Source organism: Celeribacter sp. (assembly GCF_048270365.1).
Classification (GTDB): domain Bacteria; phylum Pseudomonadota; class Alphaproteobacteria; order Rhodobacterales; family Rhodobacteraceae; genus Celeribacter.
In genome coordinates this window covers 102,105-118,019 of sequence record NZ_JBLWTA010000008.1, presented here as the reverse complement: position 1 = coordinate 118,019, position 15,915 = coordinate 102,105, and the positions used below count along the sequence as shown (strand labels likewise).

The following is a 15,915-nucleotide window of genomic DNA, read 5'->3' as shown; positions in this document are numbered from 1 at the left end:
TATGGGGAGGGCGGGTAGTGTTACAATGTAACATTTCCGTAGGTGCGGTCATCTATCTGCGCACAAAGAGCCGTTTGATCACAGGCCATTGCGAGATGGCGACACCGCCCAGGATCAGCGCCAGTGCAAGGATCAGGGCGGGCGGCAAAGGCTCGCGCAGCACCCAAGCGCCCAACACCACCGACCAGAGCGGCACCTGATAATTCACCAGCGTCATAAAGGTCGGCCCGGCGGAGCGGATCACCAAGACGCGGAGCTGGTTCATCGCGGCGGTGGAGACGACGCCGAGGAAGATCACTGCGATAAAGGCCTTGAGCGGCGGTACGGTCGGCGCGCCTTCGGCGAGGACGGAAAACGGCAGGGTGATCAGCGCGCCCGTGGCCATCATGATTGTGGTCAGAGCGGTCGGGTTGATCGGCGGAAGGCGGCGGATCGTGATCGAATTGAGCGCGTAACAGAAGGCCACGGTGAGGCAGGCGAGGCGGCCCCAAAGCTCGAGATCCGCGCCGGAGCTGTGCAGCGCATCTTGGCCGACCAGAAGGAAAACCCCAATGAAACCAAAGGTGACGCCGATAATGGCGCGCAAGGATAGCCGTTCGCCCGCCACCATGAAATGCGCCATGGGCAAAACGACCAAGGGCACGGCGGCCATGGAGGTGCCAGCAAAGCCGGAGGTGACATATTGCTGGCCCCAGTTGAGCAACAGGAACGGAATGGCGGAGGAGACCGCACCCGCCCAGATCAACGCGACGGGATGCGGTTTGTTGTCGGGATCGCTGCCCATCTTGAACCCACCGACGCCCCAAAAGGCGGCCATGACGATGGCGGCGATGGTAAGCCGGAAGGTCGCGAGCCAAAAAGGCGTCACGCCGGTCAGGGCGATCTCGATCACCATGAAGGTCGAGCCCCAGACAAAGCCCAGGATGCCGACCATGATCCAGGAGGCGGGGGTGATCTCGGGCAGGGGAGCAGATCGGGCGCGAGACTGAGGGCGAGACTGAGGGCGGGGCATGGGCGTGTCCGTGGGAAAAGCTAACGCCGTCTCTTATCCCATATCGCGGCGGAGGGTCACGCCATATTCCGGGGTCAGGTTGGTTTGGCAGTGGTCTGAAACTTCGGGCGGAACAGCTGTCGCGTGAGCCAGCGCGGTGTTGCGAACAGCCAGCGGGGCCCGAATTGCGCATTGATCAGAGAAAGCGCAATCGTCACCACAGAGGCAAGGCCCGCGATGACGATGAGGGTGACGAGGGGCGATAGGGAAAGGCCCGTGCTTGCCACACCCGCGAAGGTCAGCGCGACAAAGAATTCGTGGATCAGATAGACTTGGAGCGAGAGCGCGCCGACAATGGCAAGTCCTTGTCCCACGAAGGGAACTTGTGCGATCAGACGCGTTGCGCTGATGTAGCCGAGGGTGAGAGCAAAGGCCAAAAGGTAGCTTTTGAGCGGGAAATTCGGCCCGGTGAGGCCGAGGATCAGGCCTGTCAGGCCGAGACCCGCGATGAGCGGCAGGACTGCGCGGGACGGCCGGGCGAAATAGGTGAGAACCGGACGGCTGAGCCAGACACCCAGCATGAAATAGGGCACCGCATGATGCAGCAGATTGTAGAGCAGGAATTCGAAGGAGCCTGTGGTCGCGGGGCTGTCGTGCCAATACGACAGGGCGACCATGAGGGCGAGGGTGGCCAGTACCTGTAGCGGCAGGGCCAGCGCGACGATCAGGCGCGCGAAGACAGACATGATCAGAATGGCCCAGACGAACCAAAGGATGCCGTAGGGCGGGAAGAAAATGCCCAGGCCTTGGCGCATTGTAGAGGCATCTGACGTCAGCCCCCAGGGATAGAGATCGAGGCCCAGGGCCTCCGCTGCCCAAGACAGCAGGGACCAGACAAGAATGAGCCAGGCGCAGAACAGAACGCGGCTTTCAAGTGTGACGGCCCAAGGTTTGGACAGTTTCGAGCGATAGAACAGGCCGGAGCAAAAGAGAAAAGCGGGCATCCAGAAATGATCGCCGATCCAGTCGAGCCAGAACAGGCGGCCCGGGATGTCGGTGATTTGGCTGCTGGCTTGCAGGCTATGGTGGAAAATCACCATGAGAATGGTCAGTCCGCGAATGGTATCGACCCAGGTTTCGCGCTCTTTGACTTTCCCGTCTTTCGCCATTTGGCATACCCATTTTTCACTGATGATCACTGGTCTGAGCCTTAGCACGGCTGCCTGACATCTCTGTGAAAAGCTTCGCGTTTCCGCAGCTTATCCTGCGCGATTGCTCAATGATTGTTCGCCCTAGGGCGCATCTGCGTGGTTTTGGGTCCGTTTGTCTTTGCGTTCTCTGTGGTTTAGCCAACAAAAAAGCCCCGACGCAGGAACGCCGGGGCCAATCGTCTTGGATCAAAGAACGCTTAGTTGCGCGATTTGTCCACCATTTTACCGGCGGTGATCCACGGCATCATGCCGCGCAGTTTGTTGCCGGTTTCCTCGATGAGGTGCTCATCGTTGGCACGACGGGAGGCTTTGAGCGTCGGCTGACCAACGGCATTTTCGAGCATGAAGTCACGCACGAATTTGCCCTGTTGGATGTCGGCGAGAACCTCTTTCATGGCTTTCTTGGTCTGCTCGTAGGGCAGGATGCGCGGGCCGGTGACATACTGGCCGTATTCCGCGGTGTTGGAGATGGAGTAATCCATGTTCGCGATGCCGCCTTCGTAGATCAGGTCCACGATGAGTTTCACTTCGTGCAGACATTCGAAATAGGCCATTTCCGGCGCATAACCGGCTTCGACCAGGGTTTCGAAACCGCAGCGGATCAGCTCGACGAGACCGCCGCAGAGCACGGCCTGTTCGCCGAAGAGGTCGGTTTCGCATTCTTCGCGGAAGTTGGTTTCGATGATCCCGGAGCGGCCGCCGCCGATGGCGGAACAGTAGCTGAGACCGATTTCAAGCGCTTTGCCGGTCGCATCGGTGTCCACAGCCACGAGGCAGGGCACGCCGCCGCCTTTGGTGTATTCGCCGCGCACGGTGTGGCCCGGGCCTTTCGGCGCCATCATGATCACGTCGACGCCTTCTTTCGGCTCGATGAGGCCGAAGTGCACGTTCAGACCGTGAGCGAAGGCAATCGCTGCGCCCGGTTTCAGGTTGTCGTGGACGTATTTCTTGTAGGTCTCGGCCTGAAGTTCGTCGGGCATGGTGAACATGATCACGTCACACCAAGCGGCAGCTTCGGCGATGCCCATGACCTTGAGGCCTTCGGCTTCGGCTTTTTTGGCGGACGGGGAGCCTTCGCGCAGAGCCACGACCACGTTTTTCGCGCCGGAATCGCGCAGGTTCAGCGCGTGGGCGTGACCTTGCGAGCCGTAGCCGAGGATGGCAACTTTGGCTTCTTTGATGATGTTCACATCGCAATCGCGATCGTAATAAACGCGCATGTTGGGCGCTCCTTTGTTGTCTTGTCTTCAGGCATGGGCAGGGCGGTAAAGCCTGGCCCCAATGTCTGAGGCGGTTATCGCGCATAGAACATGCTTTTTCGTGACAAAGTTTGACCTATTTTGCATTTTGTGAAATTAAATCATGCGTCATAATTTAAAAATACGAAAATATCATGCAAGTCGATGACACGGACCGCAGAATCCTGCGTCAAATTCAGGCCGAACCCGAAGCGCAGGCCGCCGATCTGGCCGAACGCGCGGGCGTGACGCCTGCCACATTCGCGCGTCGTTTGGAGCGAATGCGCGCGGGCGGCGTGGTGAAATCCATCCGCGAAGAGGTCGACTGGCGGGCCATGGGGTACGGCGTTGAGGTGAGCCTTCGGATCACGCTCGACAAGACCGAACCGCGCGCCTTTGACGAATTCATTCAAGCCGCACGCGAGGTGCCGGAGGTGATTTCCATCGGCACGTTTCTGGGCCGCGTGGACGCGCGGCTTTTGGTCATCGCGCGGGATATGGCAGAGTATCAGCGGGTGTACCGCGAAAAAATCCTGACCCTGCCGCATATGACCGACATCGAGGCGCTGATGCAGGTGGCGACGATCAAAGACAGCCAGTCGGTGCCGTTGTGAGTGAAAATTGGGAAAAAGACAGCCCCGTCGCGCCGCAAGCTCCGCTTTGGCGTGCCTGTGCAGAGGCTGGATTGCCGTATCGCGAAGATCTTCAAAATCTCGCCCGACTGTCCAGCGCGGCTCATCGACCTGAAACCAATGACTATGTGACGATCTCTTGCGGTCTCGATATTCCCGCACTCTCGTTCGCCGGTGTCGGGCTTTGGAATTTTCGGTTCAGTCAGTCGTGGTATCGCGGGAACGTCAGTGGAGACGGGGCGAGGGAGGATTGGGCGGACATCACCCTGTTTGCCAATGTTTCTTCTGAGAGCGCGGGGCCTTGGGGGCCACGTCAGGGCGTGGAGGTCGCGCTCAAGGAGATCGAAGAGATTTGGTGCGCCTGTTTTGGTCCGCCTGCAAAATTTGGGTCCAGATCGGTTTGGTCTTTCGGCAATGCGTCGTTGGAAATCCTTGTGCAAAATGGTCACGTGATTGCGACGATCTGTCCGAGTTGGCGGCGCCCTGTTCCCGAGACGCTTGTGCCATGTTTTCGCGATCCGGAACATTTGTTCGGGGGAGAGGACCTTGAGGCCTTGGGGCTTGTGGTTCCGCGCTACGCCTGTCAGCCCCATCAAAATATGCCACCTGTCGGCACCTGGCTGAGCCGCGACGGAACATTTGTGATCTTGGTGCCCAAGCGTGGCGACTATGTGCATATCGCGCGCGCGTCAGAATTTCTCCGTGTGGAGTGCACTTATATGTGGCCGGCAAAGGGCGGAGGATTTTGCGAAATTTCGCTTGAGAACGACACGCCGTACCGGTTCACACTGTTGGCGCGACGGCCTCCGCAAGATCATGATGTTTCACAATATGATGCGGCGGGGGCAGCGTTGGCACGTCGTCTCGGGATCGCCTTTCGAACCAACTCAAACAATGTCGCCTATGATTGCTGAGGGTTAAACATGATTGAACTCGATGACATTGACCGTCTTCTCATCCGCGCGCTTTGCGAGGATGCGACGCAATCGGCGGGGGCTTTGGGGCGCGCGCTTGGCCTCAGTCAACCGGCGACATGGCGGCGGATCAAGCGTCTGCGTGAATCGGGCATCTTCGGGCCGCGTCGCGTGGATTTGAACCTTGAGGCGCTGGGTTTTGGCGTCACTGTGTTCTTGGGGGTCAAACTCGCCACGAAAGGCCGTGTCAGCCTCGAGGATTTCGAACGCGCGGTGCGGGCGATCCCGGAGGTGCAGACGGTGCAGCACGTTTTGGGGCTCTTCGACTATCGCCTGCGCGTCGTGGCGCAGGATTTGCCGGATTTCGAACGCGTGCTGCGGCGACGGATCATGACGCTGCCGGGGGTGGGCAATGTCGAGGCCAATGTGGTCTTGTCCGAGGAGCGTCGGCCTGGGCCCTTGTAGCCGGCCCGATTTAGGAGGTCACGGGCATGTTATGTCAATGTTATCGGTTGGGCGACGAAAACCGCCTGTGAGTGCGTTATATATTAACATGTCCAACGACGGAGACACGCCGATGCCACATCAGGACGACCACGCCGACCACGGATTTCGCCACGATTTCCCCCATCTTCTGGGCCGCCGCCGCTTTCTGACTGTCTTGAGCGGGCTGGGGCTTTCCGCCACCGCGGGGCTACCAGCCACAGCACTCGACTGTGTCGCCATTCCACGCGAAACCGCCGGGCCGTTTCCGGCGGATGGAACCAATCGGCGAGCGGGGCAGATTGTCGATGTCTTGACACAAAACGGCGTGCTGCGCCGTGACATCACATCGTCTTTTGGCGAGGCCAAAGGGCAGGCCGAGGGCGTGCCGATCTCTTTGGAACTGACCCTGCAAGATCACGCGGGCTGCACGCCGCTGGAGGGCTATGCGATCTACATCTGGCATTGCGACGCGGGCGGGGCCTATTCGATGTACAACGTGCCGGAGGCCAACTGGCTGCGCGGCCTTGCTGTGGCGGATGCATCGGGCAAGGTGGATTTTGACACTGTGGTGCCCGGTTGTTACCCGCGCCGCTGGCCTCATATTCATTTCGAAGTCTTCGAGAGTGCCGAGGCCGCCGTCTCCGGTGCGCGCCCGGTGCTGATCTCGCAATTGGCCTTTTCGGAAGGGCAGATCGGCGACATCTATCAATCGGACAAAGGGCGTTACGCGCAATCGATCCGCAATCTCGCGGGCATTCCGTTGTCGCGCGACAGTATCTTTCGGGACAACAGCGCAGCGGAACTTGCGCAACAGACCGTGGAGGTGTCTTCCGGGGCGGGATCTCTCGCGGGGCACGTGACGATCCCGATTGCGCTGTAAGTCTCTAAGAATGCATAAAAAGGGCGCCGCGTTGGCGCCCTTTTCCTATCTTGCTCTCCGGGGTCATTCCGCCGGCGTTTTACGCGGCGGGAGTTGGGCATAACCGGTCACCATCGGTGTCACGAGGTTTTCGCCCTTGCGCTTCTTGTACCAGAAAATCGCGCCGATATGGCCGATCACCATCAGCAGGAGCAGAAACGACAGCGGTTCGTGATAGGACAGCGCCTTACGCGTCACATCGCTCGAAACATATTGCGCCAGAGGGCCGACGTTGACGTAATCTTCCGGGTCGGCCAATAGCCCGCTCGTCACCTGCATCGCCAAGACGATCAACACGCCGACGACGAAAATCGCCCCCACCGGGTTGTGCCCATAGGAGCGCGACGGCTTGGAGGACGGTAGCGTCCGGGCATAAGCGAAAACCTTGCCCGGACCTTTGACGAACGTGGCGAAACGCGCGGTGGTAAAGCCGACAAAGCCCCAGATCACCCGCAGTACGACGATTACGGCCACGGCATAGCCCGCGTAGAAATGCAGCGTCATCTGGTCGGGGCCGAATTTGCCAAGCCCGAAGGCGGTGAAGAAGGCGATCACCAGTGCCCAGTGCAGCACACGCACCACCGGGTCCCAGAGATAGGTCTTTTCAAGCTGTTCCGTCATGTTTCGCCGAGCCTCGATCAGAAATCAGCGGCGCGGTAGTCGTCGTGGCAGGCTTTGCAAGTGCCGCCCACTTTGCCGACCGCCGGACGCAGCGCGTCCAGACCGGTGCCCGCGACGTCGTTCAGTTCGGCGACGGCTTGGTAAAAGGCCATGCTGGTTTCCTGAAGCCCTTCCATGTCGTCCCAGATATTGGCCTTGGCGCGGGTTTCGCCCGGCAGGTCCTCGTTCGAGGTGCCCGGCGCGAAGTAATCGGCGGTGTGGAGGCTGGCGAGCGACAGAAGATCGCCAGCGGATTGGCTGGCAAGATCGGCATCATAGTCGATTTTGCCCTGCGCGATGCCGCCCAAGGTGGACATTTCAAAGCCGACAAGCGTGAAGAATGCGCGACGGGCCTTGGCGACGTCGGAGGGGGATTGAGCAAAGGCGCCGGTGGCAACCGTGGTGGCCGCAGTGGCCGCGATCACGGTGGAGAGGATGAGTTTACGCATTGGATAGGGTTTCCCTGTCTGTTTACTGAAATAAAAAGGCGTGTCGCCCGCGCGGTAAAAACGATAATGGCACAAGTTTCATGAAATTGAATGTGACAATCTAACGTTGCGCTGCCGCAAGCTGCGGAAACGGTTCAATTTTTTGTTATGGCGCCTGTGTTGTTTGCGCAAACGAGAAATGATTGCGCAAACATCCTTTGTGGGAAACTGGGGCAAGGCCGCGTCAGGCCGACAGAATCCGTGTGACCATTTCCGTGGTGTCCCGCGACAGGTTCGGCGTCGCGAGAATGCGTTCCAACTCCGTGCGGATCATGGCCTGACGGTCGGCGTCATAGCGTTTCCATGTCTCGAAGGCCCCGCTCATCCGCGCGGTGGTTTGCGGGTTGAGCGCATCGAGCGCGATCAGTTGATCCGCCAAGAGCCGGTAGGCCGCGCCGCTGGCGTGGTGGAACCCTGCATGGTTGGCCGTCAGGGCGCCAAAGACTGCGCGGAAACGGTTCGGGTTCTTGTTGGTGAAGGCCGGATGTTGTCTCAGCACCGCGGCCACTTCGGCGGCTTTATCGGGAGCGGCGAAGGCCACCTGCATCATGAACCATTTGTCCATCACGAGGCGGTCGTCTTTCCATTGCGCTTCAAAAGCTTGCAGCTCGTCTGCGCCAAGGCCTGCGGAGAGCAGGGCCTGAAGGCTGCCCGCCTGTTCGGTCATATTGTCGGCGCGTTTGAACAAGGCCTTGGCTGTTACGCCGCTGTCTTGCAGGCTCAAAAGCCCCAGCACGGCAAGGCGCAGGCTGCGTTTGCCCGAGCCTTCGGCATTCGGGACGAAGGCGCCTGTTTCGTTTTCCTTGTACAGGGCGGGCAACAGGTCGTGCAGGTGGTTGGCCAAGATATGGCGTAGCTTTTCGCGGGCCTCATAGATGCGCTGTGGATCTGGGACGACACCGGCATCGACCAGCGACTGCGCCAGATCGTCCTGCGACGGCAGGCCCAAAGACAGGGCGCGGAAGGCCGGGTCGAGGCCGTCATCGATGAGCACCGATTTGATCGCGTCGAGATAGGCAAAGCTTGGTTCCGTGCCGTTGACGATCATCGACAGCAGCGTGTCTTTTGCCAGCGCCCGGCCCATTTCCCATTTCTGGAACGGGTCGGTGTCATGCGCCAAAAGGAAAGCGCGGGTGTCGTTGTCGATCTCGCGCTCCAAAATCACAGGCGCGGAGAAATCGCGCAGCACGGAGGCCACGGGCCGCGCGCCGAGACCCTCGAAGGTAAAGCTCTGCGTGACTTCGGTCATCTCCAAAACGGTGGTTGGCACCATCTCATCGCCATTCGGGCCGATGAGCCCGGTGGCGATCGGGATGACTTGCGGGTTTTTCTCGCTTTGACCGGGCGTGGCGGGCGTCGTCTGGGTGAAGGTCAGCGTCAACGTGCTGTCGTCCCAGCTCTCGCTCATTTTCAGGCGCGGCGTGCCCGCTTGGGAGTACCATTGTTTGAATTGTGCAAGATTGCGCCCTGTGACCTCTTCGAAAGCGGCCAGCCAATCTTCGATGGTCACGGCCTCGCCGTCGTGGCGTTCGAAATAGAGATCGCAACCTTTGCGGTAGGCCTCATCGCCGATGAGACGGCGCAGCATGCCAATGATCTCGGCGCCTTTCTCATAGACGGTGGCGGTGTAGAAATTGTTGATCTCGACAAAGCTCTCGGGCCGCACAGGGTGGGCCAGAGGGCCGTTGTCCTCGCGGAACTGTCGGGCGCGCAGAGTGAGAACTTCTTCAATCCTTTTAACGGCATGGCTGCGCATGTCGCCGGAGAACATTTGATCGCGATAGACCGTCAGACCCTCTTTCAGGCAGAGCTGAAACCAGTCGCGGCAGGTGATGCGGTTGCCGGTCCAGTTGTGGAAATACTCATGCGCGATGATGCCCTCGATGCGTTCGAAATTGGCATCCGTCGAGGTTTCTTTCGAGGCCAGAACACAAGAGGAGTTGAAAATGTTCAGCCCCTTATTCTCCATCGCGCCCATGTTGAAGTCGTCCACGGCCACAATGTTGAAAATGTCCAAGTCGTATTCACGCCCGTAGGTGTCCTCATCCCACTTCATCGAGTCCTTGAGCGCCTGCATCCCAAAGGCGCATTTGCCCTCGTCGCCGGGACGGACCCAGATGTTCAACTCGACCTCTTTGCCGGATTTCGTGGTGAAAGCGCCGGGGTGATTGACCAAATCGCCTGCCACCAAAGCAAAAAGATAGGAGGGTTTCGGCCAGGGATCGTGCCAGACCGCAAAGCCTTCGCCGCGCTCGACCGGGTTGCCGTTGGACATAAGTACCGGCAGATCGCCCTCGACCCGCACGGTAAAGGTCGCCATCACATCGGGACGATCCGGGTAATAGGTGATCTTGCGAAAGCCCTCGGCCTCGCATTGCGTCGAATACATCCCGTTGGACATATAAAGCCCCTCAAGCGCGGTGTTGGTCTCGGGCGAAATCTCCACCTCGGCCTCCCACACAAACGGCGCGTCGGGCACGTCCACCTCGATGCCGCCCGCGACCTCGCGGGGTGTGACAGGGGCGCCGTCAACGGTCGCAGAGATCAGACTAAGATCCTCACCATGAAGGAAAAATCGCTTTTCGGGTGCCTCAGGATTCGGCGCAAAGGCGATTTTTGAGAGCACGCGCGTCGCCGTCGGATGAAGTTTAAAGGTCAGTTCGACACCATCGATCCGATAGCCGAAGGGGGTGTAGTCCTTGAGGTAAATGGTCTGCGGGGCGGTGTCTTTCATCGGGCGACTCTTTCTAACTGTGATCTTCGAAAGGTAGGCCTGAGCACGCGGGGCTGCAACGGCAGACACGGGAAATTGCGGCCGGTATCGGACATGTCGGTGCGGCAGGATCGCGGCCTTTGGCTTGTGTCCCGGGGGCAGCCGGGTAGTCTGCGCGGTGAAATCCGAGACAATCAGGTGATTCCCATAATGACGCACGTCGACAAATCCGGCCTCAAGGTCGCCCAAGAGCTTGCCCAATTCATCGAAACAGAGGCCCTTCCGGGCACGGGTGTGACGGCGGAGGCGTTTTGGGACGGTCTGGCGGGGATGGTGCGCGATCTGGGGCCGAAGAACCGCGCGCTCTTGGCAAAACGCGAAGAGATTCAGACCCAGATCGACGATTGGCATCTGGCCCGTAAAGGGCAGGATTTTGATGGCGCAGACTATACGGCGTTTCTGAAAGAGATCGGCTATCTCGTCCCGGAAGGTCCTGATTTTCAGATTGAAACCAGCAAGATCGACCCGGAATTCGCCACCAAACCGGGGCCGCAGCTCGTGGTGCCGATCACCAATGCGCGCTACGCTCTGAACGCCGCGAATGCGCGCTGGGGCTCGCTTTATGATGCGCTTTACGGCACCGATGCGTTGGGCGATTTGCCTGCTGGCAAGGGCTATGACGCCGAGCGTGGCGCGCGGGTGATTGCCTGGGCCAAGGCGCATCTGGACGCGGTCGCGCCGCTCGCGGGGGGCTCTTGGGCCGATGTGACCAAGCTTGCCGTGACCAACGGCATGTTGCTGGTCGATGGGGCGATGGGCGAGACCGGTCTGGCCGATCCGGCGCAATTCAAAGGCCATGCGCGCACGGGCGACTGGCAGATGATCCTTCTGGAGCGTCACGGGCTGGGCCTGGAATTGGCGATCAACCGCGACCATTATATCGGCAAGGATGACCCGATGGGGCTTGCGGGCGTAAACGTCGAGGCCGCCGTTTCTGCGATTATGGATTGCGAAGATTCGGTGGCCGCCGTCGATGCCGAGGAAAAGGTGGGCGCCTATCGCAACTGGCTTGGCCTGATGAAGGGCGATTTGACCGAAGAGGTCACCAAGGGTGGGGAGACCTTTACCCGCGCGCTCTATCCCGACTTCACCTATACCGCACCCGATGGCACCGCGTTCGATGTGAAATGCCGCGCCATGATGTTGGTGCGCAATGTCGGGCATCTGATGACCAATCCGGCGATCCTCGACGCAGAGGGTTTGGAGATCGGCGAGGGGATCATGGACGCGCTTGTGACCGCGATGATCGCCATGCACGACCTGCAAAAAACCACCGGCCCGCGCAACTCGCGCGAAGGCTCTGTCTATGTCGTGAAGCCGAAAATGCACGGCCCCGAAGAGGTGGCCTTTGCGGATGAGATCTTCACCCGCGTCGAAGAGATTTTGGGCCTTGAACCCAACACCGTCAAACTCGGCATCATGGACGAAGAACGCCGCACCTCGGTGAACCTCAAAGAGTGCATCCGCGCCGCCAAACACCGCGTCGCCTTCATCAACACCGGCTTTTTGGACCGGACCGGCGACGAGATTCATACCTCGATGGAAGCCGGGCCGATGATCCGCAAAGGCGAGATGAAAGATCAGCCCTGGATCAAATCCTACGAGGAACGCAACGTCGATATCGGCCTTGCTTGCGGTCTCAAGGGTCGTGCGCAGATCGGCAAGGGCATGTGGGCCATGCCGGATCTGATGCATGCGATGCTGGAGGCGAAAATTGGCCATCCGAAAGCAGGCGCGACCTGTGCTTGGGTGCCGTCGCCCACGGCGGCCACGCTGCACGCGACGCATTATCACAAGGTCGATGTCTTCGCCGTGCAGGACGAGATCGCGAAAACCGGCGCGCGCGGCACGCTCGATGATCTTTTGACCATTCCGGTCGCCAAAGGCATCAACTGGTCCGACGATGAAATCACCGCCGAGATCGAAAACAACGCCCAAGGCATCCTCGGGTATGTGGTGCGCTGGATTGACCAAGGCGTCGGCTGTTCCAAAGTGCCGGACATTCATGATGTGGGCCTGATGGAAGACCGCGCCACCTGCCGGATTTCCTCGCAGGGCCTCGCCAACTGGCTGCACCACGGCGTTGTCTCCGAGGCGCAAGTCATGGAGGCTATGAAGAAAATGGCCGCCGTCGTGGATCGTCAGAATGCGGATGATCCGCTCTATAAACCGATGGCGCCGGGGTTTGACGGCATCGCCTTCAAAGCCGCCTGCGATTTGGTGTTCAAGGGGCGGGTGCAGCCCTCGGGCTACACCGAGCCGGTGCTCCACGCGCGGCGGTTGGAACTCAAGGCGCAGGGCTAACGCATGGCGTCGATTTCGCTGGAGCAAGCCCAGACCATCATCGCGACGGCGATGGCCTTGGGCCAAGCACAGGGCTGGAACCCTTTGAGCGTCGTGGTGGTGGATGCGGGCGGTCATGTTCAGGCCTTCGCCCGCGCCGATGCCGCGCCGCCGGGGCGGTTCGATCTGGCCTATGCCAAGGCCAAAGGCGCGGTGCTCATGGGGCTCAATGGCGCTGAATTGGCGGATCGTGCGGAGCGGATGCCTCAGTTGATTTCGGGCGCGCAGTCGGCCTTTGGTCAACTTGTGGCGCTGCCCGGAAGCGTGTTGGTCCTGTCCGAGGCGGGCATTGTGATCGGCGCCGTGGGCGTCGCGGGCGACACGCCCGAACATGACGCCGAGGCCGCGCGGGCGGGCATCAAGGCAGCGGGTTTTGCCGCACGGGCCTGAGCGATTTCGTGTTTGATCAAAAAACGGGCGGATCAGCCTCGCGCACACCCCGCGCACAACCGTTGTGCTTTCGCCAACGGTACTCCGGGCCGCTCCCCCCTTTTTTCTCCTCTCAAAGCGCTTATTGTAATGTCAAAAGGGGAGTAGAATATGACACGACCAGTCGTTGGCATCATCGGCAATACGGACCTGCTGAACGGGAGCTACCCGGCCTATACGGGCGGGCGGATGAATGCCGAGGCCGTGGCGGAAGTGTCGAATTGCATGCCGCTTTTGATCCCGCCGCATCCGAATTTCGTCTCTGTCGCCGAGTTGATGGAGGCCTGTGACGGCTTTCTCTTCACCGGCGGGCGCCCGAATGTGCACCCCGAGGAATATGGCGAACAAGAGACCGAAGCACATGGCGATTTCGACCGCTGTCGCGATGCTGTGGCGCTGCCGCTCATTCGCGCCTGTGTCGAGGTGGGCCAGCCGATCCTGGGCATTTGCCGCGGGTTTCAGGAGGTCAATGTCGCCATGGGCGGTACGCTTTACCCGGAAATTCGTGACCTGCCGGGGCGGATGAATCACCGCATGCCGCCGGACGGCACGTTGGAGGAAAAATTCGCCCTGCGGCACCCGGTGCGCCTGTCGGAAGAAGGCGTGTTCCACAAGCTTTTGGGCGCCGATGAGGTGATGACCAATACGCTGCACGGGCAGGGGATTAAGAAACCCGGTGCCCGCATCGTGATCGACGGCTATGCGCCCGATGGCACGCCCGAGGCGATCTATGTGAAGGACGCGCCGGGGTTCACCCTGTCGGTGCAATGGCATCCGGAGTATCGCGCGGGCGAAGACCCGGTGTCTCGACCGCTGTTCGAGGCCTTCGGTCAGGCGGTCTATAAATTCGCCGAAGCGCGACGCCGCAAAGTGACCGAGGACGCGTGAGGCGTCCATTCGTCTGAAAAATCGTTTATTTGGAACAGGGCGGAGACAGTCTTTCTCCGTCAATGACATGGCGCTTGAGTGCCAGGGACCTATCTCTCTATCTGAATGCGGTATGTGTCCCCGGAGACGGGGCATCTGCGGCCCAAAAAATGGAGACAGACATGAAGATCGACCTTTCTGGAAAAACCGCCATTGTGACCGGCTCGACCGGCGGCATCGGGCTTGCCATTGCCCAAGGGCTGGCGGAGGCCGGCGCGGAGGTCGTCATCACCGGGCGCTCTCAAGCCGGTGTCGATGCGGCGCTCAGCACAATCGACGGGGCGGCACGCGGCGTTGTGGCCGATCTCGGCACCGCGGAAGGCTGTGCGGCGCTGATCGCGGCGGAGCAGGAAGCTGATATTCTCGTCAACAACCTGGGCATCTACGGTCGGCAGGATTACTTCGACATTTCGGATGATGAATGGGAGCGCTATTTCCAGATCAACATCATGAGCGGCGTGCGCCTGTCGCGGCATTATGCCCAAGGCATGCGGGATCGCGGCTGGGGGCGGATTCAATTCATCTCAAGCGAATCCGCGCTGAACATTCCGGCGGATATGGTGCAATATGGCGTGTCGAAATCGGCGCTTCAAGGCGTGTCGCGCGGCCTCGCCAAAGTGCTGGCCGGGACGGGTGTCACAGTCAACACCATCTTGCCGGGGCCGACGCGCACCGAGGGCGCGGTGTCGATGATCAAGGGCATGGCCGACGATCGAGGCGTGACGCCTGAGGAGATGGAAACGCTATTCTTGCAGGAAAAACGCCCCTCTGGCCTTTTGGGGCGGTTCGCGGCGCCCGAAGAGGTGGCCGCCATGTGCGTCTATGCCGCCTCGCCTCAGGCCAGCGCCACGACGGGGGCGGCGCTCAAGGTCGAAGGCGGGATTGTCGAAAGCATCGCTTAAAACGGAAGGGCGCGGCGTGCGCCATGTCGTGCCCTTAAAGCTGTTTTTGCATTCGAAAATTCTCGATCGCGACGCTGTCGCGGATCACGCTTTGCCGGGCCACCACCTGCCAGCCGCGTTTTTCAAAGAAACGACGCGCAAGGTGGCTGGCTTCTGTGTCCATCTGGGAGAGGCCCAGGCGGCGCGCTTCTGTCTCGCAGGCGTCATAAAGTCGGGCAGCGGTGCCTTTGCCCATCTCTTCCAGCGCAACATAGGCAAAGTCGATGTGGCCGTCGTGCCCCATGGTGAAAAAGCCCCGGATCTTGCCCCAGCGCGTGGCGCAGATCGCAAAGCCGCTGGTCAGACGTTCTGGCCAGCTGTCGGGGGCATGCGCGCGTGCGGGCGCCCAGGCGGCGCGCTGTTCGGCGCCGTAAAACGCCCCCGTGCCGCCATGGACGGTGCGGTGAAAGAGCGCATAGCAGACATCTGCATCTTTTGGGGTCAAAGGGCGAAGTTTCATGGAGGCGCTTCTAGCGACTGTCGCAAACCGGGGCTAGGCTGAAGCCATGAAAAGACTCGATTATCCACCGATCTGGCTGTTGGGATTCATGGGGCTCGCTTGGGCGCTCAACTGGGTTTTGACCAAAGCCGGGCTTGGCTTTGAGGCGCCATACGCGCTCAAACTTCTGGGTGGGATGCTGATCGCCGTGGGGCTCATGCTCATGGCGCTGGCGGTCTTTGCCATGCTGCGGCATCGCACCACCGTGGTGCCGCATCGGGTGCCCGTCGCCATCGTGACGGATGGCGTTTACAGATTGACAAGAAACCCGATTTATCTGGGCGACGCCTTTACACTTGTGGGCTTTTCTCTACTGTTCGCCAATTCGGCAGGCATGCTTTTGGTCCCCGTTTTTATGGCGGTGATCCAAAGACGTTTCATTGTCGAGGAAGAATCCTGGCTCAGGACGAAGTTTCCGGCGGAATTTCAAACCTGGGCAGAACAAACGCGGCGTTGGCTCTGAC

16 protein-coding genes are annotated in these 15,915 nt (G+C 60.2%); 9 read left to right on the top strand and 7 right to left on the bottom strand.

The genetic code is table 11. The annotated features are described in order from the left end of the window. Nucleotides 1-52 precede the first annotated feature (52 nt). The 3 genes from ACN0X0_RS12525 to ilvC form a co-directional block, all read right to left on the bottom strand. Nucleotides 53-1,012, bottom strand: coding sequence for a DMT family transporter (locus tag ACN0X0_RS12525; RefSeq protein WP_417279424.1), 960 nt, complete (start codon nt 1,010-1,012; stop codon nt 53-55). Between the two features lie 74 nt (nt 1,013-1,086). Next, nucleotides 1,087-2,160, bottom strand: coding sequence for an acyltransferase family protein (locus tag ACN0X0_RS12520; protein WP_417279423.1), 1,074 nt, complete (start codon nt 2,158-2,160; stop codon nt 1,087-1,089). Nucleotides 2,161-2,399: 239 nt separating this feature from the next. Continuing rightward, the gene (gene ilvC, locus ACN0X0_RS12515) at nt 2,400-3,422 is read right to left on the bottom strand and encodes a ketol-acid reductoisomerase (protein ID WP_226553106.1); all 1,023 of its coding nucleotides are present in this window, start codon (nt 3,420-3,422) and stop codon (nt 2,400-2,402) included. 173 nt (nt 3,423-3,595) lie between these two features. On the opposite strand from ilvC, the gene ACN0X0_RS12510 reads away from it, so the two are divergent. The 4 genes from ACN0X0_RS12510 (at nt 3,596) to ACN0X0_RS12495 (ending at nt 6,352) form a co-directional block, all read left to right on the top strand. Then, nucleotides 3,596-4,054 (top strand): Lrp/AsnC family transcriptional regulator, encoded by a 459-nt coding sequence (locus tag ACN0X0_RS12510; protein ID WP_417262117.1) that lies wholly within the window; start codon nt 3,596-3,598, stop codon nt 4,052-4,054. Continuing rightward, nucleotides 4,051-4,986 (top strand): hypothetical protein, encoded by a 936-nt coding sequence (locus tag ACN0X0_RS12505; RefSeq protein WP_417279422.1) that lies wholly within the window; start codon nt 4,051-4,053, stop codon nt 4,984-4,986. The genes ACN0X0_RS12510 and ACN0X0_RS12505 overlap by 4 nt, the downstream gene beginning before the upstream one ends. 9 nt (nt 4,987-4,995) lie before the next feature. After that, the gene (locus tag ACN0X0_RS12500) at nt 4,996-5,451 is read left to right on the top strand and encodes an Lrp/AsnC family transcriptional regulator (protein ID WP_417279421.1); all 456 of its coding nucleotides are present in this window, start codon (nt 4,996-4,998) and stop codon (nt 5,449-5,451) included. Nucleotides 5,452-5,563: 112 nt separating this feature from the next. Then, complete coding sequence (locus ACN0X0_RS12495) at nt 5,564-6,352, top strand: hypothetical protein (RefSeq protein ID WP_417279420.1); 789 nt, start codon at nt 5,564-5,566, stop codon at nt 6,350-6,352. A gap of 63 nt (nt 6,353-6,415) precedes the next feature. On the opposite strand, the gene ACN0X0_RS12490 is transcribed toward ACN0X0_RS12495, so the two are convergent. From ACN0X0_RS12490 to pepN, 3 genes are all read right to left on the bottom strand, one after another. After that, nucleotides 6,416-7,012 (bottom strand): cytochrome b/b6 domain-containing protein, encoded by a 597-nt coding sequence (locus ACN0X0_RS12490; protein WP_417279419.1) that lies wholly within the window; start codon nt 7,010-7,012, stop codon nt 6,416-6,418. A 17-nt stretch (nt 7,013-7,029) separates the two neighbouring features. Then, nucleotides 7,030-7,500, bottom strand: coding sequence for a c-type cytochrome (locus ACN0X0_RS12485; protein WP_226553112.1), 471 nt, complete (start codon nt 7,498-7,500; stop codon nt 7,030-7,032). A 223-nt stretch (nt 7,501-7,723) separates the two neighbouring features. Continuing rightward, nucleotides 7,724-10,273, bottom strand: coding sequence for an aminopeptidase N (gene pepN, locus ACN0X0_RS12480; RefSeq protein WP_417279418.1), 2,550 nt, complete (start codon nt 10,271-10,273; stop codon nt 7,724-7,726). A gap of 189 nt (nt 10,274-10,462) precedes the next feature. On the opposite strand from pepN, the gene ACN0X0_RS12475 reads away from it, so the two are divergent. The 4 genes from ACN0X0_RS12475 to ACN0X0_RS12460 all read left to right on the top strand — a co-directional run bounded on the left by ACN0X0_RS12475 (nt 10,463) and on the right by ACN0X0_RS12460 (nt 14,913). Continuing rightward, nucleotides 10,463-12,616, top strand: a complete 2,154-nt coding sequence (locus ACN0X0_RS12475) for a malate synthase G (protein ID WP_417279417.1) — start codon at nt 10,463-10,465, stop codon at nt 12,614-12,616. A gap of 3 nt (nt 12,617-12,619) precedes the next feature. After that, entirely contained in the window at nt 12,620-13,045 is a 426-nt protein-coding gene (locus ACN0X0_RS12470) for a GlcG/HbpS family heme-binding protein (protein WP_417279416.1), read from the top strand. A gap of 150 nt (nt 13,046-13,195) precedes the next feature. Beyond that, complete coding sequence (locus ACN0X0_RS12465) at nt 13,196-13,972, top strand: gamma-glutamyl-gamma-aminobutyrate hydrolase family protein (protein ID WP_417279415.1); 777 nt, start codon at nt 13,196-13,198, stop codon at nt 13,970-13,972. A 161-nt stretch (nt 13,973-14,133) separates the two neighbouring features. Continuing rightward, nucleotides 14,134-14,913: an SDR family NAD(P)-dependent oxidoreductase gene (locus tag ACN0X0_RS12460; protein WP_417279414.1), complete on the top strand. Its 780-nt coding sequence runs from the start codon at nt 14,134-14,136 to the stop codon at nt 14,911-14,913. A 34-nt stretch (nt 14,914-14,947) separates the two neighbouring features. Here ACN0X0_RS12460 and ACN0X0_RS12455 read toward each other — a convergent pair whose 3' ends face one another. Further along, entirely contained in the window at nt 14,948-15,412 is a 465-nt protein-coding gene (locus ACN0X0_RS12455) for a GNAT family N-acetyltransferase (RefSeq protein ID WP_417279413.1), read from the bottom strand. Nucleotides 15,413-15,458: 46 nt separating this feature from the next. On the opposite strand from ACN0X0_RS12455, the gene ACN0X0_RS12450 reads away from it, so the two are divergent. Then, complete coding sequence (locus ACN0X0_RS12450; RefSeq protein WP_417279412.1) at nt 15,459-15,914, top strand: methyltransferase family protein; 456 nt, start codon at nt 15,459-15,461, stop codon at nt 15,912-15,914. The last annotated feature ends 1 nt before the right edge of the window (nt 15,915 follow it).

What these genes read in the sequence shown, in the direction of transcription:
- ACN0X0_RS12500 (WP_417279421.1), top strand. Translation starts at nt 4,996, where the DNA reads ATGATTGAACTCGATGACATTGACCGTCTTCTCATCCGCGCGCTTTGC.
- ACN0X0_RS12460 (WP_417279414.1), top strand. Translation starts at nt 14,134, where the DNA reads ATGAAGATCGACCTTTCTGGAAAAACCGCCATTGTGACCGGCTCGACC.
- ilvC (WP_226553106.1), bottom strand. Translation starts at nt 3,422, where the DNA reads ATGCGCGTTTATTACGATCGCGATTGCGATGTGAACATCATCAAAGAA.
- pepN (WP_417279418.1), bottom strand. Translation starts at nt 10,273, where the DNA reads ATGAAAGACACCGCCCCGCAGACCATTTACCTCAAGGACTACACCCCC.
- ACN0X0_RS12485 (WP_226553112.1), bottom strand. Translation starts at nt 7,500, where the DNA reads ATGCGTAAACTCATCCTCTCCACCGTGATCGCGGCCACTGCGGCCACC.
- ACN0X0_RS12525 (WP_417279424.1), bottom strand. Translation starts at nt 1,012, where the DNA reads ATGCCCCGCCCTCAGTCTCGCCCTCAGTCTCGCGCCCGATCTGCTCCC.
- ACN0X0_RS12510 (WP_417262117.1), top strand. Translation starts at nt 3,596, where the DNA reads ATGCAAGTCGATGACACGGACCGCAGAATCCTGCGTCAAATTCAGGCC.
- ACN0X0_RS12495 (WP_417279420.1), top strand. Translation starts at nt 5,564, where the DNA reads ATGCCACATCAGGACGACCACGCCGACCACGGATTTCGCCACGATTTC.
- ACN0X0_RS12520 (WP_417279423.1), bottom strand. Translation starts at nt 2,160, where the DNA reads ATGGCGAAAGACGGGAAAGTCAAAGAGCGCGAAACCTGGGTCGATACC.
- ACN0X0_RS12475 (WP_417279417.1), top strand. Translation starts at nt 10,463, where the DNA reads ATGACGCACGTCGACAAATCCGGCCTCAAGGTCGCCCAAGAGCTTGCC.
- ACN0X0_RS12450 (WP_417279412.1), top strand. Translation starts at nt 15,459, where the DNA reads ATGAAAAGACTCGATTATCCACCGATCTGGCTGTTGGGATTCATGGGG.
- ACN0X0_RS12490 (WP_417279419.1), bottom strand. Translation starts at nt 7,012, where the DNA reads ATGACGGAACAGCTTGAAAAGACCTATCTCTGGGACCCGGTGGTGCGT.
- ACN0X0_RS12470 (WP_417279416.1), top strand. Translation starts at nt 12,620, where the DNA reads ATGGCGTCGATTTCGCTGGAGCAAGCCCAGACCATCATCGCGACGGCG.
- ACN0X0_RS12465 (WP_417279415.1), top strand. Translation starts at nt 13,196, where the DNA reads ATGACACGACCAGTCGTTGGCATCATCGGCAATACGGACCTGCTGAAC.
- ACN0X0_RS12455 (WP_417279413.1), bottom strand. Translation starts at nt 15,412, where the DNA reads ATGAAACTTCGCCCTTTGACCCCAAAAGATGCAGATGTCTGCTATGCG.